At 60.9% G+C, this 23963-nt stretch carries 23 protein-coding genes and 1 tRNA gene; 14 read left to right on the top strand and 10 right to left on the bottom strand.

Annotation, left to right across the window (positions count from 1 at the left end; translation table 11 throughout):
- Positions 1–50: 50 nt before the first annotated feature.
- On the top strand, positions 51–956 hold the full coding sequence (locus SJY21_RS05910; RefSeq protein WP_377507556.1) for a LysR family transcriptional regulator: 906 nt from the start codon (positions 51–53) through the stop codon (positions 954–956).
- Here the strand turns inward: SJY21_RS05910 and SJY21_RS05905 are convergent.
- Positions 953–2902, bottom strand: a complete 1950-nt coding sequence (locus SJY21_RS05905) for a putative bifunctional diguanylate cyclase/phosphodiesterase (RefSeq protein ID WP_377507553.1) — start codon at positions 2900–2902, stop codon at positions 953–955. The genes SJY21_RS05910 and SJY21_RS05905 overlap by 4 nt on opposite strands.
- Before the next feature lie 159 nt (positions 2903–3061).
- On the opposite strand from SJY21_RS05905, the gene SJY21_RS05900 reads away from it, so the two are divergent.
- Positions 3062–3856 carry an inositol monophosphatase family protein gene (locus SJY21_RS05900; protein WP_377507550.1) on the top strand — a complete coding sequence of 265 codons (795 nt, stop codon included), beginning with the start codon at positions 3062–3064 and terminating at the stop codon, positions 3854–3856.
- On the opposite strand, the gene SJY21_RS05895 is transcribed toward SJY21_RS05900, so the two are convergent.
- The 4 genes from SJY21_RS05895 to putA form a co-directional block, all read right to left on the bottom strand.
- Positions 3853–4224 carry a GFA family protein gene (locus SJY21_RS05895; protein WP_377507547.1) on the bottom strand — a complete coding sequence of 124 codons (372 nt, stop codon included), beginning with the start codon at positions 4222–4224 and terminating at the stop codon, positions 3853–3855. The two genes, SJY21_RS05900 and SJY21_RS05895, sit on opposite strands and share 4 nt — an antisense overlap.
- Positions 4221–4961: a rhomboid family intramembrane serine protease gene (locus SJY21_RS05890; protein WP_377507544.1), complete on the bottom strand. Its 741-nt coding sequence runs from the start codon at positions 4959–4961 to the stop codon at positions 4221–4223. Before SJY21_RS05890 ends, SJY21_RS05895 begins: the two co-directional genes overlap by 4 nt.
- Before the next feature lie 45 nt (positions 4962–5006).
- Complete coding sequence (locus tag SJY21_RS05885) at positions 5007–5411, bottom strand: RidA family protein (protein ID WP_377507541.1); 405 nt, start codon at positions 5409–5411, stop codon at positions 5007–5009.
- A 61-nt stretch (positions 5412–5472) separates the two neighbouring features.
- A complete protein-coding gene (gene putA / locus SJY21_RS05880) occupies positions 5473–8928 on the bottom strand; it encodes a bifunctional proline dehydrogenase/L-glutamate gamma-semialdehyde dehydrogenase PutA (protein ID WP_377507538.1) in 3456 nt (1151 codons plus the stop codon).
- 105 nt (positions 8929–9033) lie between these two features.
- Here putA and SJY21_RS05875 point away from each other — a divergent pair, with 105 nt between their 5' ends.
- The 3 genes from SJY21_RS05875 (at position 9034) to SJY21_RS05865 (ending at position 10245) form a co-directional block, all read left to right on the top strand.
- A complete protein-coding gene (locus SJY21_RS05875) occupies positions 9034–9525 on the top strand; it encodes an Lrp/AsnC family transcriptional regulator (RefSeq protein WP_377507535.1) in 492 nt (163 codons plus the stop codon).
- Between the two features lie 50 nt (positions 9526–9575).
- Positions 9576–10115, top strand: a complete 540-nt coding sequence (locus tag SJY21_RS05870; protein ID WP_377507532.1) for a tetratricopeptide repeat protein — start codon at positions 9576–9578, stop codon at positions 10113–10115.
- 44 nt (positions 10116–10159) lie between these two features.
- Positions 10160–10245, top strand: a tRNA-Leu gene (locus SJY21_RS05865).
- 34 nt (positions 10246–10279) lie between these two features.
- Here the strand turns inward: SJY21_RS05865 and SJY21_RS05860 are convergent.
- Positions 10280–11080: a lytic transglycosylase domain-containing protein gene (locus SJY21_RS05860; RefSeq protein WP_377507529.1), complete on the bottom strand. Its 801-nt coding sequence runs from the start codon at positions 11078–11080 to the stop codon at positions 10280–10282.
- A 264-nt stretch (positions 11081–11344) separates the two neighbouring features.
- On the opposite strand from SJY21_RS05860, the gene SJY21_RS05855 reads away from it, so the two are divergent.
- The gene (locus tag SJY21_RS05855; RefSeq protein ID WP_377507526.1) at positions 11345–12196 is read left to right on the top strand and encodes a formate/nitrite transporter family protein; all 852 of its coding nucleotides are present in this window, start codon (positions 11345–11347) and stop codon (positions 12194–12196) included.
- Here the strand turns inward: SJY21_RS05855 and metG are convergent.
- Positions 12193–13905 carry a methionine--tRNA ligase gene (gene metG, locus SJY21_RS05850; RefSeq protein WP_377507523.1) on the bottom strand — a complete coding sequence of 571 codons (1713 nt, stop codon included), beginning with the start codon at positions 13903–13905 and terminating at the stop codon, positions 12193–12195. The genes SJY21_RS05855 and metG overlap by 4 nt on opposite strands.
- Positions 13906–14028: 123 nt before the next feature.
- On the opposite strand from metG, the gene SJY21_RS05845 reads away from it, so the two are divergent.
- Positions 14029–15378, top strand: coding sequence for a calcium-binding protein (locus SJY21_RS05845; RefSeq protein ID WP_377507520.1), 1350 nt, complete (start codon positions 14029–14031; stop codon positions 15376–15378).
- A 42-nt stretch (positions 15379–15420) separates the two neighbouring features.
- Here the strand turns inward: SJY21_RS05845 and SJY21_RS05840 are convergent, their stop codons facing one another.
- Together SJY21_RS05840 and SJY21_RS05835 are read right to left on the bottom strand one after the other, a co-directional pair.
- Complete coding sequence (locus SJY21_RS05840; protein WP_377507517.1) at positions 15421–16161, bottom strand: SDR family NAD(P)-dependent oxidoreductase; 741 nt, start codon at positions 16159–16161, stop codon at positions 15421–15423.
- Between the two features lie 75 nt (positions 16162–16236).
- Positions 16237–17463: an MFS transporter gene (locus tag SJY21_RS05835; RefSeq protein ID WP_377507513.1), complete on the bottom strand. Its 1227-nt coding sequence runs from the start codon at positions 17461–17463 to the stop codon at positions 16237–16239.
- Positions 17464–17584: 121 nt separating this feature from the next.
- Here SJY21_RS05835 and SJY21_RS05830 point away from each other — a divergent pair, with 121 nt between their 5' ends.
- The 7 genes from SJY21_RS05830 to SJY21_RS05800 all read left to right on the top strand — a co-directional run bounded on the left by SJY21_RS05830 (position 17585) and on the right by SJY21_RS05800 (position 23059).
- Entirely contained in the window at positions 17585–18628 is a 1044-nt protein-coding gene (locus SJY21_RS05830; RefSeq protein ID WP_377507510.1) for an aldo/keto reductase, read from the top strand.
- Between the two features lie 83 nt (positions 18629–18711).
- A complete protein-coding gene (locus SJY21_RS05825; RefSeq protein WP_377507507.1) occupies positions 18712–19623 on the top strand; it encodes a 3-keto-5-aminohexanoate cleavage protein in 912 nt (303 codons plus the stop codon).
- Complete coding sequence (locus tag SJY21_RS05820) at positions 19620–19943, top strand: hypothetical protein (protein ID WP_377507504.1); 324 nt, start codon at positions 19620–19622, stop codon at positions 19941–19943. The genes SJY21_RS05825 and SJY21_RS05820 overlap by 4 nt, the downstream gene beginning before the upstream one ends.
- On the top strand, positions 19931–20482 hold the full coding sequence (locus SJY21_RS05815) for a hypothetical protein (RefSeq protein WP_377507501.1): 552 nt from the start codon (positions 19931–19933) through the stop codon (positions 20480–20482). Before SJY21_RS05820 ends, SJY21_RS05815 begins: the two co-directional genes overlap by 13 nt.
- Complete coding sequence (locus tag SJY21_RS05810) at positions 20482–20796, top strand: hypothetical protein (protein ID WP_377507498.1); 315 nt, start codon at positions 20482–20484, stop codon at positions 20794–20796. Before SJY21_RS05815 ends, SJY21_RS05810 begins: the two co-directional genes overlap by 1 nt.
- Positions 20797–20843: 47 nt before the next feature.
- On the top strand, positions 20844–22307 hold the full coding sequence (locus tag SJY21_RS05805) for a carnitine 3-dehydrogenase (protein ID WP_377507496.1): 1464 nt from the start codon (positions 20844–20846) through the stop codon (positions 22305–22307).
- Positions 22307–23059 carry an SDR family oxidoreductase gene (locus SJY21_RS05800; RefSeq protein WP_377507493.1) on the top strand — a complete coding sequence of 251 codons (753 nt, stop codon included), beginning with the start codon at positions 22307–22309 and terminating at the stop codon, positions 23057–23059. The genes SJY21_RS05805 and SJY21_RS05800 overlap by 1 nt, the downstream gene beginning before the upstream one ends.
- On the opposite strand, the gene SJY21_RS05795 is transcribed toward SJY21_RS05800, so the two are convergent.
- Positions 23056–23916, bottom strand: a complete 861-nt coding sequence (locus SJY21_RS05795) for a helix-turn-helix domain-containing protein (RefSeq protein ID WP_377507490.1) — start codon at positions 23914–23916, stop codon at positions 23056–23058. The two genes, SJY21_RS05800 and SJY21_RS05795, sit on opposite strands and share 4 nt — an antisense overlap.
- Positions 23917–23963 lie beyond the last annotated feature (47 nt).

Below are 23963 nucleotides of genomic sequence, written 5' to 3'. Positions count from 1 at the left end.
GGGTGTGAGACAAATTCATAACTTTCACCAAGGTTATGAATCTACCTCATATGCATATCGAATTCCGGCACCTGCGCACAATCAAGGCAATTCATGATACCGGCGGGCTGTCACATGCAGCAGATCATTTGAACATCACGCAATCCGCCCTGTCCCACCAAATCAAGGGGATCGAGGATCAGGCGGGGGTGGAGCTGTTTGTGCGCCGCTCCAAACCGCTGAAACTGTCTGCGGCGGGGATGCGCCTGCTGGCGGCCGCTGAACGGATCTTGCCCGAAGTTGCAGCGTTGGAGGCGGAATTTAACGGCTTGGTCGCGGGCAAGTCAGGCCGGATGCATATCGCCATTGAATGCCACGCCTGTTTCGAGTGGCTGTTTCCGGTGCTGGAACAGTTTCGCAAGGCCTGGCCCGAAGTTGATGTCGATATTCGCCCCGGGCTGGCGTTTGACGCCTTGCCGGCCCTGCGCAAGGAAGAGGTCGACTTGGTCGTGTCCTCGGACCCCGAAGACCTGCCGCATGTGGATTTCACACCGCTGTTTGATTACGAACCGGTGTTTGTCGCGGCGGCGACCCATCCTTTGGCGGCCAAACCCTGGATCGCGGCCGAAGATTTTCGCGGCGAAACCCTGATCACCTATCCGGTGGATCGCGCGCGCCTTGATGTTTTTTCACAGCTCTTGACCCCAGCCAAGGTGGAACCCGCAGCGATCCGGCAAGTGGAGTTGACAGCGGTGATCCTGTTGTTGGTTGCGTCAAACCGCGGGGTGGCGGTGTTGCCCGATTGGGTGCTGCGCCAGATCAAATACAGCACGGATTATATAACGCGTCCGCTGACAAAGGGCGGCACGACACGGCGGCTTTTTGCGGCGACACGCGATGATGATACCAGCCGGCCCTATGTGGCGCATCTGATCCGGCTGGCGCGGCAAGAGGCCGTAAAAATGCAGCGCGCCTAATTTTGCAGCGCCTTGCCCGCATCGACGGGTGCATCAAGAAGCGGCGCAACCTTTTCAAACGGAAGGGCGGCGCTGAACAGAAACCCTTGGGCAACCATACAGCCCATGCCCAGCAAATCCTGTCGCTGCGCCTGGTTTTCGACCCCTTCGGCAATGACGGCAACGCCAAGGCCGGACGCAATCGACAAGAACCCCTGCACCATGACATCGACGGCCGGATCGCGGCCCAGATCGGCGACGAAACTGCTGTCGATTTTCAATTCGTCGAATTCAAGTTGGCGCAGATGGTGGAACGACGCAAACCCGGTGCCGAAATCATCAAGCGACACACGCACGCCACCGCGGCGCAACTGCGTGACCGAGTTTTGTATCGCCTCGGCGGCGCGGGCGATGAACACGTCTTCCGTGATCTCGATCGTGATGTGACCGGCGGCGTCGGGGTGGTTGGCGATCACCCTTTCAAAATCGCTCAGGCCGCTATGCGTGGCCAATGTCACTTCGGGCACATTGATGGACACCTGACCGGGATCAAACCCCGCCTTGGTCAGCGTGGATATATCGGCCATGACCTGTTTGGTCATTTCGATCAGGAAATCACCCTGAAGTCCCAATTCGTTGATCTGGCTTAGAAATTGAGCGGGAAGGCGCAAGGCACCATCCGGGTGTATCCAGCGCGCGAGCGCCTCGAAACCAACAACCTGTCCGGTGCCAAGATGGATTTTCGGCTGATAGTAGGGCCGGATTTCATGGTTTTGAATCGCGATAATCAGTGCGCCGCGATCTGTCAGAGATAGACGTGGCGTGAACTGATCGGGTTTGAATAGCACAGGTGCCGCATTCGGGCTGGCTTTGGCGCGATACATGGCCTGATCCGCACCAGCGCAAAGCGCGCTCACGGTATCGGGGTCGCCCACCGGCAGGGCGCCCGTGACATTCACACCGATGCTGGCGGCGATCCGCAAGGTTTTCTGGTTCCAGATCATCGGCGCCGAAATCGCGCGCCCCACATAGGTCGCAAGGCGCATCGCCGCGTCGCTGGAGGGCAGCCCGTCAAAGGCCACGGCAAATTCATCGCCGCCCAGCCTTGCCACGATGCCGGTTTCGCCCGCCACGTCGTGAAGGCGCTTGACGATCTGGATCAAGACCTCGTCGCCCGCTTCGTGGCTGTAGGTATCGTTGATCGGCTTGAATCCGTCCAGGTCGATCAGCAACACCGCGATTTCGTTCCCGCCACGGCGATGCAACAGCATCTTGGCCAGATCCGCGTCAAAGGCACGCCGGTTGAGCGCGCCCGTCAGATTGTCATGGCGCGTCAGATGTTCCAGCCTGCGCAACCGGCCTGTCGCCTCGCGCCGCGCAAGTGCAAGCGCCTTTTGCGTGTCTTTTTGTTTGTTCAACGTCTCGATCGTGTTGAAAACATAGACCGTCAGCGCCCCGATCGCGACGATCCAATGGTCAACCGGCGAGTGCTGGAAATCGGTCTGCGCGACAACGTAAAGCAGGCAAAATGCGGCGACGAATGATGGGCCCATCACGCTCCAGTTATAGAACGGGAAGGCGGCGAAGGTGTTGGAAACATGAACATAAACGCCAAACAACCAGATGAACCCAACCAGCATCAATGCGGTCGATGGCTGCATCGCAAGAACAAAGGACGGTATCAGGTAGGCCAGGGCCGAAGTGCAATTCACAAGCCAGAAGCAAAAGACAAAGCCCAAGGGCAATTCATCGCCATCGCGGGGCATGAAGTGCCCCAGCGCAAACGAGACAAGTTCGTAAAGCGCAATCATGACCAATAGGGCAATGGCGGCGCGTTCAGCGCCTGCATACCAGCAGATCGCGACAATCAGCGCGGCCGACGCAATCCGTTTGGGGGCATCGCGCCGTTCCACATGCGCGATGATGCGCGTTTGGTAGCGAATATCGTCGAGTCTGGATGCTGGCATGAACCTGAAACACTTTCCCTCGCCCCCTTATGCGCCTTTTGAACAAAACAAGTCGTTAACGCGCGGTGGTTTTTCTATGACATCATTGGGGCTTACCGCTGCCCCTTGCCGCGCCCGCCCCAAGAGCCTATACGCCCGCACGGACATCAGGAGGCCCACATGGCAGGCTCAGCTAATCTAAATGTAATGATGAAGGTCGCCCGCAAAGCCGGGCGCACTTTGGTCAAGGATTTTGGCGAGGTCGAAAACCTTCAGGTGTCGTCCAAGGGCCCGTCCGATTTTGTGACCCGTGCCGTGCGCGAAGCCGAAAGCGTGATCCGCGAGGCGTTGATCGAGGCCCGGCCGACCTATGGTTACTTGGGCGAAAACGGGGCCGAGGTCGACGGCGAAGATCCGACGCGCCGCTGGATCGTTTGCGCCCTTGATGGGGTGACGAATTTTCTGCACGGCACGCCGCATTGGGCCGTGTCGATTGCCCTTGAACACAAAGGCCAGATCGTCGCGGGTGTGGTTTATGACCCTTCCAAGGACGAAATGTTCTATGCTGAAAAAGGCGAAGGCGCGTGGATGAATGAAAGCCGCCTGCGCACGTCAAGCCGCCACAAGATGATTGATTGCGTCTTTGCGACAGGCATTCCCGATGCCGCGCGCACGGGTCTTGCCGCGACGTTGCGCGATCTGGCACAGGTCATGCCGGTTTGTGCGGGGCTGCGCAACTGGGGCGCGACCAGCCTTGATCTGTCCTATCTGGCGGCGGGCCGTTTTGACGGGTTCTGGGAGCGCGGCGTGCACCCTTGCGCCATGGCCGCCGGCCTGGTGATCACGCGCGAGGCGGGTGGTCTGGTTGAACCGATGGTCAGGGGCGGCAACATCATGGACGACCATGCGGTGATTTGCGCAAACGAGCCGATCTTTGACCAGTTCGCCAAGGTGATCCGCAGCCCCAGCGCCTAGGTTTGGTCAGACGGGTGGTTCACACCATCCGTCCAGGGGACCGGTTCAAAGTCGCGCGGGTTCACCCCCTTGATCGTGCCGATATTCACGCCGTACTGGCGCGGATCCGACCGGCGTTGATGATGTGTGTATATCCCGCAGGTCTTGCAGAAAAAGTGCTGCGCGGTGCCCGTTCCGAAGGTGTAAAGCGTCAGGTTTTCAGCGCCTTGCAGGATTTCCAAGTCACCGACCATGACGGTGACGTTGGCGGCTTGTCGGCGTCGGCAAAACGAACAATCGCAACGGCTTGCGGATGAAAGCGGCGCGGCGAGGGTGACGCGCAGGCGCACCGCACCACAATGGCAGGATGTGTCGCGTGTCGCGCTCATCGGCGCACTTTGGGGATGCGGCTGGGCAACGTAGGGTAATGCGCGGGGGGATGGGGTGGGTGGCCATGGGTGCGATCCCAGAATTGCGGCCCGCCACGGCGCAGCCAAAGCGGCACAGTCGCTGCCAGCCCTGCGACAAAGCCGCCGATATGCGCCCAGTAGGCAACACCGCCACCCAGTGGACTGGTCCCGACGCCGTTCATCAGCTGCAAGCCGAACCAAAGGCCCAGCATGATGAATGCGGGGATCGGAATGATGCGAATGAACACAAGCAGGAATACCAGCACATCGACCTTGGCCTTGGGGAACAGCAACAGATAGCCGCCCATCACGCCCGCAATCGCGCCCGACGCCCCGACCATCGGCACCGGGCTGTTGGGGGCGATCAGGAATTGCGCATAGGCCGCGGCCAGCCCGCACCCAAGGTAGAACAACAGGAACCAGAAATGGCCCATCTCCTCCTCGAGGTTGTCGCCGTAAACATATAAAAACAGCATGTTACCGGCAATGTGCATCCAGCCACCATGCAGGAACATATGCGTCACCAACCCAAGCTGCCCATCGCCCTGACTGATCAGGCGCGGGATCATGGCATAGTCGAACAGGAACTGCCGTTCGGCCATGGGCGATTGCAGGGCGACCAGCCCGTAGATGAACACCCCCAAATTGGCGACAATCAGAATGTAGGTCACATAGGGTGTGCGCAATGACGGGTTGTGATCACGAATTGGAAACATGGCGCGACAGTCGGGCAGGGCGCGCGCGTGGTCAAGTGGGATGCGTCAAAACTTCCAGTCGGCGACAATCGCGTCGACTTCAAATTCGACTAGCCATTCGGGGTTTACGAACCGGTCAATAGCCATGATCGTGTCCACAGGGCGCACGTCGCGAAAATACGCTTTGCGCACATCAATCGCTGCTTTCCAATCGTCGATATCAGTCAGGATGACACGGGTGCGCACCACATCGTGCAGACCTGATCCGGCCTGTTCCAGCGCGCCTTTGATGATCTCGATGCACTGGCGCGTTTGTGCGGCAACATCGCCGATACCAACGGTTTTTCCGTCAGGCCCGACAGGTGCTGTTCCACCGACGGAAATGAACGGTCCAACCCGCACAGCGCGCGAAAACCCGACGATCGCTTCCATCGGGTTTCCGTTCGAAATAAGTTCGCGGTCAAATGCCATGCCGTCGCCCCCTTTTGCGCATGCTAGCACGAAAGGAAGCACGGCAGGGAATTTTGCGCGTTTACATCCCCGCGACCTCGGCCAGCAGGGCCGCGTTGCCGCCTGCCGCTGTGGTGTCGATGCAGGTGTGGCGTTCATGCAGGACCGTGGCCGCATCCGGGGTGCCGGTGATCAGCGGCAGGATCGGACCCTCGCGCTGCGACAAGGCGGTTTCGATGGCGCGCCCGGTGTCCGCATCACCCCACCAGACAACAGCAGCAAGTGGTGCGAAGGTTGCAAGCGCTTCGGGTTTGATCCGGCCTTTGGCTTTGACGGCGGTGCCACCGGCGGCCTGAACAGCCACCGCTTGCGCCTTGGTCGCGTCGGCCCCCGGTCCAAGGCACAGGACCGGTCCACGCGGATGGGCCGTCAGGCGGTTGGATTCACCCGTGGGGCCGGGCAGATCGCGGGTTGGCGCACCGCTTCCCGCGGGTGCCTCGGCCAGGCGTTTGGCCAGGGCCGTGATATCATCGGGGCCATCCCATGCGCCGCCCTGTGGCCTGTCATCTGCGCGGAAACGCGTCAGATAAAGCGGCCCGCCCGCCTTTGGTCCCGTGCCGGAAAGCCCTTCTCCGCCAAATGGCTGGCTACCTACGACCGCGCCGATCTGGTTGCGGTTCACATAGACATTGCCTGCGCTGACCTGTTCGACGACCTGTTGCACGCGGTCATCAATGCGCGTGTGCAACCCGAACGTCAGCCCGTATCCGGTCGCGTTGATCGCCGCGATGACGCGGTCAAGATCAGCAGCCTTGTAGGTCGCCACATGCAGCACGGGGCCGAAAATCTCGCGCGTCAGGTCTGCGATCCCGTCGACACGGATCACAGTGGGGGCGATGAAATGGCCGCTTTTGGGCGCCGCAAGTTCGTGCAGGATGCGTCCGTCCTGACGGGCCTGTGCGATGTGATCGGCGATGCCCTTATGGGCCGCTGCGTCAATCACGGGGCCGATGTCGGTGGCCAACTGCAACGGGTCGCCCGCCGCCAGTTCATCCATCCCGCCTTTCAGCATCTTGATCAGCCCGTCAGCGATGTCTTCCTGCACATAAAGGCAGCGTAGGGCGGAACAGCGTTGGCCGGCCGATTGGAACGCGCTTTGCAGGATATCGCGCACTGCATGTTCGGGCAGGGCGGTTGAATCGACGATCATCGCATTCAGCCCGCCTGTTTCCGCGATCAGCGGCGTGCCCGGCGCGCTGTGTTGTGCCATATTCTCGCGGATTTTCAGCGCCGTTGCGGTTGAGCCGGTAAAGGCCACACCGTTCACGCGCGCATCGCCTGTGAGGGCTGCGCCCACTGCACCACCACCGGGTAGAAGTTGCAGCGCTGATTTCGGAACGCCCGCCTTGTGCATCAGTTTTACGGCCAGAGTGGCGATCAATCCGGTTTGTTCGGCGGGTTTGGCCAACACGGCGTTGCCGGTCGCAAGGGCCGCTGCAATCTGGCCGGTAAAGATCGCCAGCGGAAAGTTCCACGGGCTGATGCAGGTCCAGATGCCGCGCGGTGCGGTGTCGCCTGCGGACTCGGCCTGGGCCGCATAATAGCGCAGGAAATCAACGGCTTCACGGACTTCACCGACGCCATCCAGCAGGATTTTCCCCGCCTCGCGCGCCAGAAGCGCAAAGATTTCATCGGCGTTGTTCTCGTAGGCGTCCGCCACGGCGCGCAGCGTGGCGGCGCGGGTCGCTACGGGTGCATCCCAGGGTTTCGCGCCCTTGAAGGCTGTCGCGATATCGCCTGCGCTGGCCTCGGCCACGGTGCCGACAGTGTCGCGGGGCCGCGCGGGGTTAACTACCTTGCGGCTGTTGCCTTTGCCATCGGGTTTGCCATTGGCAAGCTGTGGTGCGCCCGCCCATGTGTGTTTCAGGAACGGGGCGCGCCCCTTGTCGATATCGGCCAGGGTGGGTTCATGGGTGATGTCCCAGCCGCGTGAATTTTCCCTTTCGGGCTTAAACAGGTCCGGCCCGCGTGGCAGGTGCAAGTCGGGCATGTCAGCGTCAAAGGGGCAGGCCGCGACAACGGCAGGTGGCACGTTTTCATCAACGATCTGGTTTACAAAGCTGGAATTGGCACCGTTTTCCAGCAGGCGGCGCACCAGATAGGCCAACAGGTCTTCGTGCGCGCCGACGGGGGCGTAAATCCGGCAGCGCGTGCCATGTTCCTTCAGCACGATCTTGTGCAGGGTTTCACCCATGCCGTGCAGACGCTGAAATTCAAACGAATCGCGCGATTGGCCCATTTCCTTGGCCATATCCAGCACGGCGGCGACCGTGTGGGCATTATGGGTGGCGAATTGCGGATAGATACGGTCGGTCATGCCCAGCAGTTTGCGCGCATTGGCGATATAGCTGATGTCGGTCGCTGGTTTGTGGGTGAACACCGGAAAGCCGGGCATCCCCTGAACCTGCGCGCGCTTGATTTCCGCGTCCCAATAGGCGCCTTTCACAAGGCGCACCATGATCTTGCGATCCAGCCGCGTGGCCAGTTCGTGCAGCCAGTCAATCACCGGCCCCGCGCGCTGGCCGAAGGCCTGCACGACCACGCCAAACCCATCCCAACCTTTCAGGGCCTTGTCCGACAGCACCGCCTCGATCACATCAAGCGACAGGGACAACCGGTCCGCTTCTTCGGCGTCGATGTTGAACCCTTGGCCAGCCGATTTCGCCAGCATGGCAAGCGAGCGGACGCGCGGCACCAGTTCATCCATGATGCGGGCCTTCTGCGCGGTCTCGTAGCGGGGATGCAGGGCCGACAGTTTCACGGAAATGCCGGGGTTTTCGGCCACGCTGCCCTTGGTGCAGGCGCTGGCGATGGCGCTGATCGCGCGGGAATAGGACAGGTGATAGGCGCGGGCATCTGCATCGGTGCGCGCCGCTTCGCCAAGCATGTCGTAGGAATAGGTAAAGCCCAGTTCTTCCATGCCAGCGGCGCGCTTCATCGCCTTTTGAATATCCTCGCCCAGCACGAACTGGCGACCCATTTCGCGCATCGCGCGGGCAACGGCAGTGCGGATGACAGGTTCGCCCAGACGCTTGATCGCGCGGCGCAGGGGCTGGGCCATGCCGCGATCATCGTCCAGAACGCGGCCCGTCAGCATCAAGGCCCATGTCGAGGCGTTGACCAAGGATGACGCCGATTTGCCAAGGTGCGTGCCCCAGTCGCTGGGTGCGATCTTGTCATCAATCAGCGCGTCGATTGTGTCGGCATCGGGCACGCGCAACAGGGCTTCGGCCAGACACATCAGGGCAATGCCTTCATCCGTCGACAATCCGTATTCGGCCAGGAAAACCTCCATCAGGCCCGGATCGGAACTGTCGCGGATTTGCTGGACAAGGTTTGCGCCCTGGGCATTGATCCGCGCGCGGTCACTATCGCTTAGCTTGGCGGCGCCCCGCAGGCGTGCGATCACGGGTGCCTCGGGCGCATAAATCGCAGCATCAATCGTATGACGCAGGGACTTTGGGGAATCAGTTGGCATGGCAAACCTCGGTTACTGTTAGCCTATGATAACCAATTGTCGCTGCGCGTTTTGCCTGCTATTCAGGTTGCAACAGGTCATATGGACCGAAAAGAGGATATGAACATGACCGAACGCTTTTCCGAGATGGACCGCTTTGATCGCAAGATTCTGGACGTGATGGCGATCGAGGGCCGCATCAGTGTCACCGAACTTGCGCGCCGCATCGGGTTGTCGAAATCCCCGACCCAAGCGCGCCTGAAACGGCTTGAGGACAGCGGCGTGATCCGTGGCTATCGCGCTCTGTTCGATCCGATCCGGCTGGGGCGCGATCACGTGGCCTTTGTCGAGGTAAAGCTGAGCGATACCCGCGAAACTGCGCTGGCCGCCTTCAATACTGCCGTCACCCGTGTTCCGGAAATTGAACAGTGCCACTTGATTGCCGGATCGTTTGATTACCTGCTTAAGGTGCGCACAGCCAGCATGTCGGCTTATCGCCTTGTTCTGGCCGAGAAAATATCGACTCTGCCGCATGTGGCCAATACCTCGACCTATGTGGCGATGCAGGCAGTCAAGGAAGAAGGGGTCGTGCCGGTAACGCCCCTTGCGACAGGGTAGTCGCCAAAGCGTGACTTGACGCAATCGTGTGGCGCGCCATTCTTGTGGTGATGAAAACGCTGATCCCATTCCTGTTCGCCGCTGCCCCCGTCTGGGCACAGACCTGCCCGCCCGCGCCCGATCATCGGGATGATCTGGCTGCGATTATCGTGCAGCTTCAAGATGCTGAAACGGAAATGGCGGCCCGCGAGCTGTCAAACAGCCTTTGGCGGTTGTGGACGGATGCGCCCGATGCAAGGGCGCAGGCCTTGCTTGACGAGGGCATGGCGCGGCGCGAATCCTATGATTATCTGGGCGCGCGCGCAGTGTTTGACGATCTTGTCACCTATTGCCCCGACTATGCCGAGGGCTATAACCAGCGCGCATTTGCCAGCTTCTTGCGGCAGGAATTCGATCTTGCACTGACTGATCTGGAACGCACCCTGGAACTGAACCCGACACATGTTGGCGCATTGTCCGGCAAGGCGCTGACCCTGATGGGGCTGGGCCGCGACGACGAAGCGCAAGAGGTCTTGCGCGCCGCACTCGCCCTGAACCCGTGGCTATCAGAGCGCAGCCTCCTTCGGGAACCACCGGGCGAAGACATCTGACTTTACGCGCGCGTGCGTTTGGCTATGGTCGCCCCACCCCGCATGCCCGCGTGGTGGAATGGTAGACACTGGAGACTTAAAATCTCTTGGCCGAATGGCCGTGCCGGTTCGAGTCCGGCCGCGGGCACCAATGCGATTGCATGTGATCGCAGTGGCGAGAGGACTTAGCCGTCGATCCGCACGGCCGACAGGGCAATCGCCTGCTGATAGACCGTGGCGGCGTTCCAGTCGTTCAACACGCGGAAATTGGCGGTGCCTTCCTGATAGGGTTGGCCGGGTTGCCAGCCTTTTTGCCGCAGGAAATTCGCAGTCGAGGCAAGCGCATCGCCCATGCTGTAGAAATCAACACGCCCGTCCCCGTTCGAGTCCACGCCATAGCGCAGGGCATTGCCGGGCAGGAACTGGGTGTGGCCCATTTCACCGTGGGCGGCACCGCGCTGGTTGGCGGCCAACCCGCCGCGATCCACAAGGATCAGGGCTGCAATGGCGTGCGGTGTAAAGAAATCCGAGCGGCGACAGTCGTAGGCCACCGTGGTGATACTGTCGATGACCGGCGTGTTACCCATGTTGCGGCCAAACCCTGTCTCCATTCCGTGAATGGCCAGCAGAATGCCTGTCGGCACACCATAGGCGCTTTCCAGCGAGTCAAAGAAGGCTGCGTTTTGCGATTTCACGCGCCGCGCCTGGCCTGCAAAGCTGTCCAATGACCCAAGGCGGATGCGGATAAATTCGTTCAGTTCGTAGCGCACGCCGCGCTGGTTGCGATCCGCATTGATTGTTGATTGCGAATATTGGGCATTCGCCAGCGCCTGAAGGCCGGCAGCGCCGACGCCTGACGCGGCAGCAACGGGGGCGAACTCTTGTTTCCAGCGCGCAAATCCTGATCCGTCATTGCCACAGCTTTGGGCAAACGCGGGGGCGGCAAGCAGGGACAGGGCGGTGGCAAGGGCAGTTGAAAGACGCATCAAGGTTACTCCGGCTACAAGGATGTCGGTCAAACGCTAGCATGGCTTTGGCCGCTTATCCATGTCCGGAATTCCCGACCTTTGAGCACCTGACGCCATTGTGAGAAAACACCAGGCATGATCGTCAAAACGGCCGAACGGTTGTTCATGGCCATGACAGCCCTATATTGCGCAAGTGGCCGAAACATCGACAAACTTGACGCGATCTTGCCCGTTGCCATCACGCGCGGCAGGGCAAATCAACCGCAACAAAGTGGACACAACATGAGCCCGAAAGATCGCCAGCAGCGCAAAATTGATGATCGCGCCGTCGAGGAGGCCAGCAAACTGGCACCGCGCCTGATCTACGAAGTGATCCGGCGTGACGGCGAGCACGAGTTGGATCGCTCGACCCGGTCGTTGTTCTGGTCCGGGATCGCCGCGGGGATCATGATCAGCTTTTCGGTTCTGGGCGAGGCGGTGTTTCGCGCGTTCCTGCCGGATACGCCTGCCCGTTACCTTATTGAAAACATGGGGTATTCGTTGGGTTTTCTGTTTGTGATCCTTGGGCGGCTCCAGCTTTTTACCGAAAACACCATCACGACCGTGCTGCCCTATATGGTCAAGCCGCGCATGGCGATGGCGCTGCGCATCCTGCGCCTTTGGGGGCTTGTGCTGGCGGCCAATGTCCTTGGCGCATTTGTGATCGCCACGTTTTATGCCTTTAGCAACGCGCTCCCTGCCGAAGTGGCGGTGGCAGTGACCGAGTTGTCAATCCACGCTACCGGAATGGGCGCGTGGGACAGTTTCGTGCGTGCCATTCCCGCGGGGATCATCATCGCCGCGCTGGTCTGGACCTTGCCGCAGGCCGAGGGCACCGAATTTTTCGTGATCTTCCTGTTCACCTGGCTGATCGCAGCGGGTGATTTTACCCATGTGGTTGCCGGATCAGTCGAAATGGCATGGCTGGTCGTGCAGGGGCAGCTGGGCAGTATCGCGGCGGTGTTCGGCTTTTTCCTGCCTGTGCTGGCGGGCAATATCGTCGGTGGCACCGCGATCTTCGCGATGATGGCCTGGGGTCAGGTCAAGGACGAGGTGCGCGGCGGCCACCGCCACCAATGGGTGCGCCGCCGCTAGTCGCGCGTGCCTGCGAAACGGTCGGCCCATTCCACCCGTTCGTCATCGGTGATCTTGCGGAACGTGACATCCGGCACGGTAAAGGCGTGGCCCACGGGCAGGGCCGTCAGGGCGCTGCGCACGTCATCGGGCCAAGCCGTGTCGGTGGCGTTCATTGCATCCAGCAGTTCGGCGCTGGCATCGGGAATGAACGGCGCCGACAGCACCGCATAAAACGGGATCAGGTTCAGGGCGAGGCGGATTTGCGCCGCCGCCTGATCGGGGTCCGTCTTGAAGGTCGTCCACGGCGCAACCGTTTGCAGGTATTCGTTACCCAAGGTCCAGATCGCGCGCAGTTCGGCCGCCGATTTGCGAACTTCCATCGCGTCCATATGCGCCTGATAGGCGGTCAGGCGGGTGGACAGATCGGCAATCAATGCCTCCTCGGTGTCGCCCCACGCGCCGCCGTCCGGCACGGCTTCGCTGAACTTCGAGCGGCAGAATTTCGTGACGCGCGAGACGAAATTGCCCAGCACATCGGCCAGATCCTTGTTCACGTCCGTCTGGAAGGTTTCCCAGGTAAATTCCGCGTCCGAAGATTCGGGCGCGTGCGACAGCAACCACCAGCGCCAGTAATCGGCAGGCAGGATTTCCAGCGCCTGATCCATGAACACCCCGCGCCCGCGCGAAGTGGAGAACTGGCCGCCATCATAGTTCAGGTAGTTGAAGGATTTGATGTAATCAACCAGCTTCCACGGCTCGCCCGACCCCTTGATCGTGGCGGGGAAAGACAGGGTATGGAACGGCACATTGTCCTTGCCCATGAATTGCGTATAGCGCACGTCATCCGCACCCTTGTCGGTGCGCCACCAGCGCTGCCAATCGGTGCCTTTGCCAGCGTCCTGCCATTCCTGCGCGCAGGCGATGTATTCGATCGGTGCGTCAAACCAGACATAGAACACCTTGCCCTCCATGCCGGGCCAGTCCTGATCGCCGCGTTTGACGGGCACGCCCCAGTCCAGATCGCGGGTGATGCCACGGTCCTGCAAGCCGTCCCCGTCATGTAGCCACTTTTTCGCGATCGACGTGGTCAGGATCGGCCAGTCGGTTTTCGCGGAAATCCACGCATCCAGTTCGTCGCGCAGTTTGGACTGGCGCAAGTAAAGATGCTTTGTCTCGCGCATTTCCAGTTCGGTGCTGCCGGAAATGGTGGAATGGGCGTCGATCAGATCAACGGGGTCCAGCTGTTTGGTGCAGTTGTCGCATTGATCGCCGCGCGCGGATTCAAAGCCGCAGTTGGGGCAGGTGCCTTCGATATAGCGATCGGGCAGAAACCGCCCGTCAGCCACGGAATAGACCTGCTTTTCGGTCACTTCTTCGATCAGCCCCGCGTCGGCCAAGGCACCGGCGAAATGCTGGGTCAGCTTGTGGTTTTGCGGGCTGCTTGAGCGGCCGAAATGGTCAAACGACAGGCGGAACCCGTCAGCGATATCGGCCTGCACCTGCCACATGTCGGCACAGTATTCCGCAACGGGTTTGCCCGCTTTGGCCGCGGCCAGTTCAGCTGGCGTGCCGTGTTCATCTGTGGCGCAAAGGAACAGAACTTCGTGGCCGCGCGCGCGCAGATATCGGGCATATAGATCAGCCGGAAGCTGGCTTCCCACCAGATTTCCAAGGTGTTTGATCCCGTTGATATAGGGGATTGCCGAAGTGATCAGATGTCGTGCCATTGCGTTCGTCCCGAAATTGTTGCCGCCCGTTTAGCCCGAACAATCAGAATACTCCATATGGGTGATGCGAAGGGATGCCGGATTTCGCAGTGTCGCGTCAGGTATATTTACAAAGGATTTGGTATGACTGCGATTACAACGAACGTGCAAGGGTATGGAACACAGTGGATTTCTTCGCCCGGAGACAATCTTCATGTGCTGTCCAGTGGCCTTTTGGGGTCATGGGATACACTGACCGCGCTGGCGCAGGACGATAACCTGCGGGTCGATAATTCCGGCGAGATGTGGAGCATGGCCAGTGTCCTTGAGGTGCAGGGATCGGATGTGCGCACCGCCAATTACGAAGGCGGGCTGATGCAAAGCGAAAGCGACAGCCATCTGGATGCGGTGATCCGCTATACCGGCGAGGCGTCGTATGGTGAAATCTATAACCTTGGCACCATTAATGCCTTTTGGGCCGTGGGCGTCGAAATTGGCACCGATCATACCATCTTTGACAATCGCGGCATGGTGAATGCCGGTAGCGCGTTTCGCATGGGGCTGGATGGTGGCGACGGTCAGGTTGTGCGCAACTTTGGCACGATGGTTTCGACAGGCAACGCCTCGGCCTTGGGCGATGCGACCTATGGCAACGGTGTTTACATCGAAGGCAGCAATAACCTTTTCAACAATTGGTTCGGATCGACCCTGACCGTCACCGGCGGCGGGGCAGGCGTTGCATTTGGCGGATCGGGCACGGGGCTGAGTGTCAAGAACGCAGGATTGATCACCTCGGATACGGGCTGGGGCGTTGATCTGTCCGGTCTGGCGACCGGTTTTTCAGCAGATGTGATCAACACCCGCCATGGCGTGATCGAGGGTGGCGCAGGCGGTGTCAGGGGGAACAGCGCCGACAATTACGTTGCAAACTTGGGGATCATAAACGGAGATGTCTATTTGTTCGGCGGGGATGACAAGGTCTCCTCGGGCACTTACGCCCAGTTCAACGGCGATCTTTATGCAGGAAACGGGAATGACACGCTGTTTGGATCAGGCGGCGATGATACCTTTTTCGGTCAGGGCGATGACGATGAAATCTGGGGCTTTGACGGAGATGACTTTCTGTTCGGCGGGTCCGGTGGCGATGTGATCAACGGGGGCAAGGACGCTGACTATCTGCGTGGACAGGGCGGTAACGACACACTGAATGGCGGCTTTGGTGATGACGACATCTATGGCGGCGCAGGCGCGGATGTCTTTGTGTTCGAAGTGGGCGGTGATTTCGACATCGTCTGGGATTTCCAGAACAATCTTGACCAGATCGACCTGCGCGATCTGGGTATCGCGAACTACAGCGATCTGGCCGCCGTCATGACGACGGTCGGCGCGGATGTGCAGATTGATCTGTCAACGCTGTCGTTTCAGGCGGGCGATATGATCGAACTGCGCGGCGTGTCGATCAGCGTTCTGGACTCCAGCGATTTTATCCTGTGATCCGTGGGATGGGTGGGGCCGTCATTGGACAGCCCCACCACCCTATTGCGCCGTGTAGCCGCCATCGACCAGATGGTAGCTGCCGGTGATGAAACTGGCGCCTTCCGACAGCAGGAAACAGGTCAGGGCAGCGACCTCGTCGGCGGTGCCAAGGCGTCCGCTGGCGTGTTTCCCTTCCAGCATTTCCAGCGTGTCGGCATCCAGCGCGCTTTCCACCAGTGGCGTGCGGATAAACCCCGGTCCCACGGCGTTCACGCGGATGTTTTGCGCGGCGTATTCCATCGCCGCGACCTTGGTCATGCCGACAACCGCGTGTTTGGCGGCGACATAGGCGCTGGCCGTGGCAAAACCGACGGACCCAAGGATCGACGCCATGTTGACGATTGCGCCACCCCCTGCGGCTGCGATTGCCGGAAGGCCATAGCGCATGCCGTAAAAGACGCCGTTCAGGTTCACGTCGATCACCTTTTGCCAGCCATCCAGCGGGTAATTCCCAACCAGTTCGGCGGGCCCGCCAATGCCGGCGTTGTTCACGAGATAGTGCAGCGCGCCACCTTGGTCCTTGGCCAAGTCGACCATCGCCGCAACCTGATCGGGCTTGGCGGTGTCGACCTGAAAGGCTTTGCCGCCGATTTCCTTGGCGACCGCCTCGGCGCGGTCCATGTCCAGATCCGCGACGATGACAAAGGCACCGTCACGGGCCAGATGTTCGCAAATCGCCTTGCCAATGCCAGACCCGCCTCCGGTCACAATGGCGGTCTTTCCATCGAAGTCATAGGTCATGTCTTGGGCCTCCTTGTCCGGTTTCAGTCGAAACAGAACTATAGGCCCAAAGTTTCGCCCCTGCCTTGATCCAGATTAATCCGCGTCCCGTGAACGGCGCAGCAACCGCCCGATCGTGAACGAGGTGCGCGGCGCATAGACATAGGGTGTGCGCGCATCAGGGGCTTGACGCACGCGCATCCGCGCAAGGCCAAAGACGACGAGTGCCACATGACCCAAAGCAATAAAGGCAAACAAAGCGGGCGGCCCGAAGGCGGTGATCAGCGCTGACGTCAACCAGGGCGAGGCAATCGCACCGGTTGCATAGAAAAACATCAGCGCCGCCGAGAGTTCGACCCGTTCTTCGCTGGTGGCAAAATCGTGGGCGTGCGCGGCGGAAATCGAATAGATCGGAAAGCTGGTCAGGCCAAAGAACCCGGCGGCCAGCATTACGCCAAACGTGCCAAAGGATGCCGTCATCACGGTGAACCCGCACGACAGCACCGCCGCCACCGACATGCCGATCAGCACCCAGCGGCGGTCGTATTTATCCGCCAACCATCCGGTCGGATATTGCGCCAATGCGCCACCGGCCACAAAGGCCGCAAGGAAATAGCCGATCTGGCTGGCCGCCAGGCCGACCTCTTGACCATAGATCGGGCCGACCATGCGGAACGATGCGCTTGACATGGCGGCGACGATCACGCCGACCACGGCCAGTGGCGACAAACGCCACGCCAGCATCGGACGCAGGCGCGGGGCAGTGGGTGTTACCGGTTGCGAGGCCTTGGTCAGGGTCAGCGGCAACAATGCCGCGCAGCACAGGATCGTCAGAATGTTGTATGCCAGATAGACTTCGAGGTCGGCCAAAGCGCCGATCATGAACTGCGCCACGAATGATGCGCCCATATCGACGATGCGATAGCTGCCCATCGCGCGCCCACGGGTCTCGTTGGTGACTTTGGCCTGCAACCAGGCCTCGATCACGGTATAGCACCCCGCGACGCAGATGCCCGACGCGATGCGCATGATCGCCCAAGCTGTCGGGTCGATGATGATCACATGCGCTGCCATGCCAATCGCGCCCATGGCCGTGAACGTGGCAAAGGCGCGGCTGTGGCCGACGCTGCCCATCAGACGGGGTGCCCACCAGCAGCCGATGAAAAAGCCAAAGAAATGCGCCGATCCAAGAAAACCGACTTCGGCCCGTGTGAACTCATAAGCCAGCCCCGTGAGCGCATCGAGCGGGCCAACCCCGCCCGAGGAAAGCTGCAACAGGGCCACCGATAAAAACAACGAGGCAAAGGAGATCATCATCCGCATTCGGGCACCTTGGACCGCGCAGGTCAGGGCCGCTAGGGGGTTTTCGACATCGGGTGTCGCTTTGGGTTGTTCTTCGCGCGCGCGGGGCTAGTGTCTGGCCAACACTTGGAAAGGAAAGACGATGAAAAAGATCCCCCTAGGCCGTAGCGACATTATGGTCAGCGACTGGTGCCTTGGCACGATGACCTTTGGCACGCATACATCTGTGGCCGATAGTGCGCGCCAGATCGATATGTGTCTGGACGCCGGGATCAACTGTCTGGACACGGCAGAAATGTATCCGGTGAACCCTGTTGCCGCCGAAACTGCCGGCCAGTCCGAGGAAGCCGTGGGCGCATGGGTTGCTGCCAGCGGGCGGCGCGCAGACGTGGTGATCGCCACCAAGATTTCCGGCCCCAACGGCGGGTTCATGCGTGGCGGTGAAGGGTATAACGCCGACAACATCGCACAAGCGGTGGATGACAGCCTGCGACGGTTGAACACCGATGTGATTGATCTTTATCAGCTGCACTGGCCTGATCGCGGATCATACATGTTCCGCCAGAACTGGACCTATGATCCGTCAGGGCAGGACCGCGCGGCAACCTTGGATCACATGGACAGCGTGCTGGGCGCAATGCAGGCACAGATTGACGCGGGAAAGGTGCGCGCCTTTGGTCTGTCCAACGAAAGCGCCTGGGGCACGACCCGCTGGGCTGACCGTGCCGCTATTGTGGGCGGCCCACGTGTGGTGGCGGTGCAGAACGAATATTCGCTGCTGTGCCGTTTGTATGACACCGACATGGCTGAAATGGCGGTGAACGAGGATGTAACGCTGTTGTCGTTCTCGCCTCTTGCTGCCGGGCTGCTGACAGGGAAATATCAGAACGGTGTCATCCCCAAGGGCAGCCGGATGGACCTTGCGCCGGAAATGGGCGGGCGCAAGACGCCGCGCCTGTTTGCAGCTGTGCAGGCCTATCTTGATCTGGCCGCGCAGCACGGGCTGGACCCGGTGCACATGGCCATGGCGTGGCAGGCCACGCGCCCGTTCCCGATCAGTGCGATTTTCGGTGCAACGACGGTGGCGCAGCTGGAACACCTGTTAAAGGGCCGCGATCTGGTGTTGGACGGGGCTGTCGTTGCGGCAATCGACGAGATCCATCGCGCCCACCCGATGCCGTATTAGCGTATTTCAGAACAGAAGAAGCGGGGTTGCGCGCGCGAGGGGAATCGCGGACGGTTTGCCAAACTGGAACGTGGAGGGTCGTCATGCCGTTGGAAATGAATCGCGAGGTGTTCATCACCTGTGCCGTCACCGGATCGGGCAGCACACAGGATCGCAGCCCGCATGTGCCCCGATCACCCCAGCAGATTGCCGACAGCGCCATTGATGCGGCCAAGGCCGGTGCGGCAATCGTGCATTGCCATGTGCGTGACCCTGACAGTGGTGTGCCATCGCGCCGGCTGGACCTATACCGCGAAGTGACAGACCGTATCCGCGCAGCCGATGTGGATGTGGTGCTGAACCTGACCGCGGGCATGGGTGGGGATATGGTGTTTGGCGGCGTGGAAAACCCGCTGCCCACGGTCGATGGAACCGATATGGTCGGTGCAACCGAACGGGTTGCCCATGTGGCGCAATGCCTGCCCGAGATTTGCACGCTTGATTGCGGAACGATGAATTTCGCCGAAGCCGATTACGTGATGACCAACACGCCGGGGATGTTGGTGGCCATGGGCGGGCTGATGACCAAGCTGGGTGTGAAACCCGAAATCGAAGCCTTTGACACGGGCCATCTGTGGTATGCAAAGCAGTTGGTCAAGGACGGTGTGCTGGACAAGGGCGCGCTGGTGCAACTGTGCATGGGCGTGCCGTGGGGCGCGCCGGATGATCTCAATACCTTCATGGCGATGGTGAATAACGTGCCCGATGACTGGACGTTTTCCGCCTTTGGGCTGGGGCGTTCGCAAATGCCCTATGTCGCGGCATCCGTTTTGGCGGGGGGGAATGTGCGCGTCGGCCTTGAGGATAATCTGATGCTGGACAAGGGTGTGCTGGCGAGCAATGCGCAACTGGTGGAACGTGCGGTCGGCATCGTCGAAAACCTTGGCGCGCGGGTGATTGGCCCCGAGGAGGTGCGCAAGAAGCTGGGTCTGGTCAAGCGCGCACCGGTTGCATGAAACGGGCGCTGTCCCTGATCATCCTGCTAGCGGCCTGTCAGGCCGAAGAACCACCTGTGCAACTGGGCGGCATGTCCTCGGTCGAGGAAATGGCCTGTCTGGGGCAGGGTGGCACGGTTGGCATCGGCGGCCTTGCGGGCGTGGCCCATTGCGTGATGCCGATGGCGGATGCGGGGCAGGCCTGCACAACTGGGACAAGCTGTGATGGCGGCCTGTGTCTGGCCAGCGCGGCGGGCGGCCAATGCGTGCCGCGCAGCCCGTTCTTTGGTTGCCACGAGGTTGTCGAGGATGGCGTGGTGGTGACCCTATGTCTCGATTGAGGTGGCTGATTGCCTTTGCAGGTCTGGCGGCCTGCGTCGAAGGTGCTGCGCCCGTCGATGTCCTCTCGTATCGCGACCCGACAGCGCCGATTGCCAGTCAGGTGGATGTGTCAGCGCAGGATCTGGAAGGCACTTGGTATTTGCGTCAGCGGATTGCGGGGGCATGGCCGCGCGGCGATGGCACTGTGCAAATATCCGCCGATGGGGCCGGTTTGCTGCTGCGCGAGGTCGTTTTGGGTTGCAACAGTGACGACCTGTGTGAACCCGTGCCGTTCGAGACACGTTACGTGCCAAGTCGCGAAGGACGATTTGTCAAAGTAAATCAGGATGATACGCCTGCGGGCTATAGTGGCCCCGACGCGCTTTGGGTGCTTTGGATGGATTTTGATCGCCGCACCTTTGTTGTGGGCGATCCGGTGGGCAGTTACGCGGCAATCTTTGATCATCGCGCCGAAGGCGGCACAGACCGGATCATTGCGGCGCGGGACATTCTGGAATGGTTTGGCTATGATATGGCCCGACTCGGAGGGACGAACTGATGAAGAAACTGATTCTGGGCGCGGTGCTGCTTTTGGCGGCTTGCGAGGAGATGCCAGCCGGTGCCGGTTTTGGTGCTGCCATGGGCGGTGGATCAACGGGCGGCGGTGGCGGTTTCCGCGAATACCTTGTTCTGGGATCGTCCATGAGTTTCGAGGAATGCCGTTCGCGCGGGGGGATCATCATTCGCGACAATGGTAGCCCGATGGTGGCCTGCGATCCGCGCGTGACGCGCCAGCCCGTGCCCGCGAACGAATTTGACCATCCCGGATCGCCGGTGCCACAGGCGGCCGAAACGGAAACTACCGAAGGCTAATCACCACAATCAGGGGCCGCGCCCCGACGTTTCGGGGAGGAACGGAAATGACCAACACGGCGGCCATCATCGGCGGCGGCGTCATCGGCGGTGGCTGGGCGGCGCGATTTCTGCTTGCGGGCTGGGATGTGCGGGTGTTCGACCCGGACCCGCAGGCGCAGCGCAAGATCGGCGAAGTGCTGGACAATGCGCGCCGGTCCTTGCCCGGTTTGTCGGATGTGGCCCTGCCTGATGAAGGGCAGTTGAGCTTTCATGACGCCATGTCGGATGCGGTGGACGGGGCCATCTGGATTCAGGAAAGCGTGCCTGAACGGCTTGAGTTGAAGCGCAAGGTTTACCAGACCTTGCAGGAACACTGCGCACCCGATGCGGTGATCGGGTCGTCCACCTCCGGTTTCAAGCCCTCCGAGTTGCAGGGGTGCGCCACGCGCCCCGACCAGATCGTCGTGTGCCATCCGTTCAACCCGGTCTATCTGTTGCCGCTGGTGGAGCTGGTCACGACTGATCTGAATGGCGATGATCTACCCGCACGCGCCGAAACGATCCTGCGCGACATCGGCATGTTCCCCCTGCGCCTGACCCGCGAAATCGACGCCCATATTGCGGATCGTTTCCTCGAGGCGGTCTGGCGCGAGGCGCTTTGGATGATCAAGGACGGGATCGCGACAACGGCGGAAATCGACGAGGCGATCCGCATGGGGTTCGGGTTGCGCTGGGCGCAGATGGGTCTGTTTGAAACATACCGGATTGCCGGTGGCGAGGCGGGGATGCGCCATTTCATCGAACAATTCGGTCCCTGCCTGTCGTGGCCGTGGACCAAACTGATGGACGTGCCGGACCTGACTGACGATCTGATCAATGCCATTGCCGACCAATCCGATGCGCAATCTGGCATGCACACGATCCGCGAACTGGAACGCATCCGCGACAACAATCTGGTGACGATCCTGCGCGGGCTCAAGGCGCAGGACTGGGGGGCCGGGCAGGTGCTGAACGTGCGGGATCGCAACAGCACGGCATTGGCGGCATCGCTGGATCAGGTCGCTGACATCAGCCAGCCTGTGCTGACCGTGCATCGTGCCGTCCCGCTGGACTGGACAGATTACAACGGCCACATGAACGAAGCACGCTATCTGCAGGCCTTTGGCGATGCCACCGACCGGCTGATGATGATCGTCGGCTGTGATGCGGATTATATCGCCACGGGTGGCAGCTATTTCACCGCCGAAACCCATATTCGCCATCTGGATGAAATCCACGCTGGCGCGCGTATTCGGGTTGAAACGCAGGTGTTAAACGGTGCGGGCAAGAAGATGCACCTGTTTCACTGGATGTATGCGGGCGACCGGTTGCTGGCCACGGGCGAACACATGCTGATCCACGTTAGCCTTGAGACCCGCAAGGCCAGCGAACCCGCCGCCAGTGTTGCCGAACCATTGGCGAGACTGGCAGACGCCCATGCCAAGCTGCCCCGCCCCGAAGGGGCCGGTGCCGCAATCGGGGTGCGCTGATGCGCGTGTTGATCACCGCCGGGGCCAGTGGCATCGGGCAGGCCATGGCGCAGGCCTATGATGCGGCGGGCTGGGATGTCTGGATCACGGATGTAGATAGCGTGGCGCTGGCGCATTGCCCGCCCGATTGGACATGCCACCATGCCGATGCGGCAGACGAAGCCGCCGTGGCGACGGTGTTCGCGGCCCTTGAAACGGCGGGCGGGCTGGATGTGCTATGCGCCAATGCGGGGATCGCGGGGCCGACTGCGCGGGTCGAGGATGTGGCGCTGTCCGACTGGCAGCGCTGTGTGTCGGTCAACCTTGAAGGCGCGTTTCTGGCCGCGAAATATGCCGCGCCCATGATGAAGGCACGCGGCGCGGGGGCGATGGTATTCACCTCGTCCACGGCAGGTATCTATGGCTATCCCAACCGCGCGCCCTACTCGGCGGCGAAATGGGCGATCATCGGGCTGATGAAAACGCTGGCAATGGAATTGGGCCCGCACGGCATCCGCGCCAACGCCATATGCCCCGGCGCGGTCGAGGGGCCGCGCATGGAAGGGGTGATGGCGCGCGAAGCCGCCGCCAAGGGCATGACCCGCGATCAGGTTTATCAGGGCTATGCTGCCGGAACTTCGATGCGGTCATTCGTGGCAGCGCAGGACATCGCCGACATGGCGTTGTTTCTGGGATCGGACCGTGCTGGCATGGTCAGCGGGCAGGTGATTGCCGTGGACGGCCACACCGAAAACCCCGGCCCCAGACTTTAGCGGATCAGCGCGCGCAATTCGTCCAGATGGGCGGGCATGTCGCGTGAACTGACGCGGGCTTCGCGCACCAGCAGATCAAAGTGGCGCGACATGAACTGCACGCGTTCCGTATCGCGGAATGCCATATAATTCTGCCCCAGATACAGCACGGCCAGCAGGGGGCCGAACACCGTGACCGGCGCGGAATACAGGCGGCGGGCATCAAACAGATGCAGGCGCAGGGTCGGATAAAGCTGGTCATGCAGATCGGCGATATGATCAAGCTGGGCGTGGCGCGTGTCGGCGTCCAGCCCCGCATAATACCCGCCCCCTTCGGCAAAGCTGTAAAGCTCGAACAGCGGCATGGCGATTTCATAATCGGACCGTGCCTGCCTGATCCAGTCGAGCCTGTCGTGCGATGCCCCGACCGCCTGATCCGTCGAGCGGCCCAGTGACGGGCGGTATTCCCAGCGCAGCACCGCGTCGGTCTTGAGCATATCAGGCAGGCCCGCAGGCACATGGCGGATCTTGTAGCCCTCGGCTTCCTGATGCCAGGCAAAGATCTGTTCATCCACATGTGTGCGCGGTGCCTGGGTGATCGACAGGGCGGCGGCAACCAGATCGGCCGCCTGTTCGGGCCGGTCAGACAGGCCCAGCAACCAGTCCGCGCTGACCCCAAGGGCGTTGGCACATTCTGCGACCAGTTGCGCATTGGGCAGGCGCGGACCGTCCGATTTCAGCAGTTGCGACAGGGTCGAGCGATCAACGCCCGCGCGCCGTGCAAGGCCGCTTTGGGTCATGTGCGCTTCGTCCATTGCCGTGGCAAGGCGGTTGCGAAAGACCGCTGCGCGGTCGCGTTTGTCGATTTTTGTCACCATTCCAAGGGAAATACAACAATTGCGGGATTTTGTGAATTGTTTTCAGA

Source organism: Octadecabacter sp. R77987 (assembly GCF_042466115.1).
Lineage (GTDB): Bacteria > Pseudomonadota > Alphaproteobacteria > Rhodobacterales > Rhodobacteraceae > SW4.
Note: the sequence above shows the minus strand (reverse complement) of the source record. Positions and strands in the feature narration are given on the sequence as shown.

Bases quoted from the DNA above. Each gene is read 5' to 3' on its own strand.
- SJY21_RS05910 (WP_377507556.1), top strand. From the start codon at position 51: ATGCATATCGAATTCCGGCACCTGCGCACAATCAAGGCAATTCATGAT.
- SJY21_RS05905 (WP_377507553.1), bottom strand. From the start codon at position 2,902: ATGCCAGCATCCAGACTCGACGATATTCGCTACCAAACGCGCATCATC.
- SJY21_RS05900 (WP_377507550.1), top strand. From the start codon at position 3,062: ATGGCAGGCTCAGCTAATCTAAATGTAATGATGAAGGTCGCCCGCAAA.
- SJY21_RS05895 (WP_377507547.1), bottom strand. From the start codon at position 4,224: ATGAGCGCGACACGCGACACATCCTGCCATTGTGGTGCGGTGCGCCTG.
- SJY21_RS05890 (WP_377507544.1), bottom strand. From the start codon at position 4,961: ATGTTTCCAATTCGTGATCACAACCCGTCATTGCGCACACCCTATGTG.
- SJY21_RS05885 (WP_377507541.1), bottom strand. From the start codon at position 5,411: ATGGCATTTGACCGCGAACTTATTTCGAACGGAAACCCGATGGAAGCG.
- putA (WP_377507538.1), bottom strand. From the start codon at position 8,928: ATGCCAACTGATTCCCCAAAGTCCCTGCGTCATACGATTGATGCTGCG.
- SJY21_RS05875 (WP_377507535.1), top strand. From the start codon at position 9,034: ATGACCGAACGCTTTTCCGAGATGGACCGCTTTGATCGCAAGATTCTG.
- SJY21_RS05870 (WP_377507532.1), top strand. From the start codon at position 9,576: ATGAAAACGCTGATCCCATTCCTGTTCGCCGCTGCCCCCGTCTGGGCA.
- SJY21_RS05860 (WP_377507529.1), bottom strand. From the start codon at position 11,080: ATGCGTCTTTCAACTGCCCTTGCCACCGCCCTGTCCCTGCTTGCCGCC.
- SJY21_RS05855 (WP_377507526.1), top strand. From the start codon at position 11,345: ATGAGCCCGAAAGATCGCCAGCAGCGCAAAATTGATGATCGCGCCGTC.
- metG (WP_377507523.1), bottom strand. From the start codon at position 13,905: ATGGCACGACATCTGATCACTTCGGCAATCCCCTATATCAACGGGATC.
- SJY21_RS05845 (WP_377507520.1), top strand. From the start codon at position 14,029: ATGACTGCGATTACAACGAACGTGCAAGGGTATGGAACACAGTGGATT.
- SJY21_RS05840 (WP_377507517.1), bottom strand. From the start codon at position 16,161: ATGACCTATGACTTCGATGGAAAGACCGCCATTGTGACCGGAGGCGGG.
- SJY21_RS05835 (WP_377507513.1), bottom strand. From the start codon at position 17,463: ATGCGGATGATGATCTCCTTTGCCTCGTTGTTTTTATCGGTGGCCCTG.
- SJY21_RS05830 (WP_377507510.1), top strand. From the start codon at position 17,585: ATGAAAAAGATCCCCCTAGGCCGTAGCGACATTATGGTCAGCGACTGG.
- SJY21_RS05825 (WP_377507507.1), top strand. From the start codon at position 18,712: ATGCCGTTGGAAATGAATCGCGAGGTGTTCATCACCTGTGCCGTCACC.
- SJY21_RS05820 (WP_377507504.1), top strand. From the start codon at position 19,620: ATGAAACGGGCGCTGTCCCTGATCATCCTGCTAGCGGCCTGTCAGGCC.
- SJY21_RS05815 (WP_377507501.1), top strand. From the start codon at position 19,931: ATGTCTCGATTGAGGTGGCTGATTGCCTTTGCAGGTCTGGCGGCCTGC.
- SJY21_RS05810 (WP_377507498.1), top strand. From the start codon at position 20,482: ATGAAGAAACTGATTCTGGGCGCGGTGCTGCTTTTGGCGGCTTGCGAG.
- SJY21_RS05805 (WP_377507496.1), top strand. From the start codon at position 20,844: ATGACCAACACGGCGGCCATCATCGGCGGCGGCGTCATCGGCGGTGGC.
- SJY21_RS05800 (WP_377507493.1), top strand. From the start codon at position 22,307: ATGCGCGTGTTGATCACCGCCGGGGCCAGTGGCATCGGGCAGGCCATG.
- SJY21_RS05795 (WP_377507490.1), bottom strand. From the start codon at position 23,916: ATGGTGACAAAAATCGACAAACGCGACCGCGCAGCGGTCTTTCGCAAC.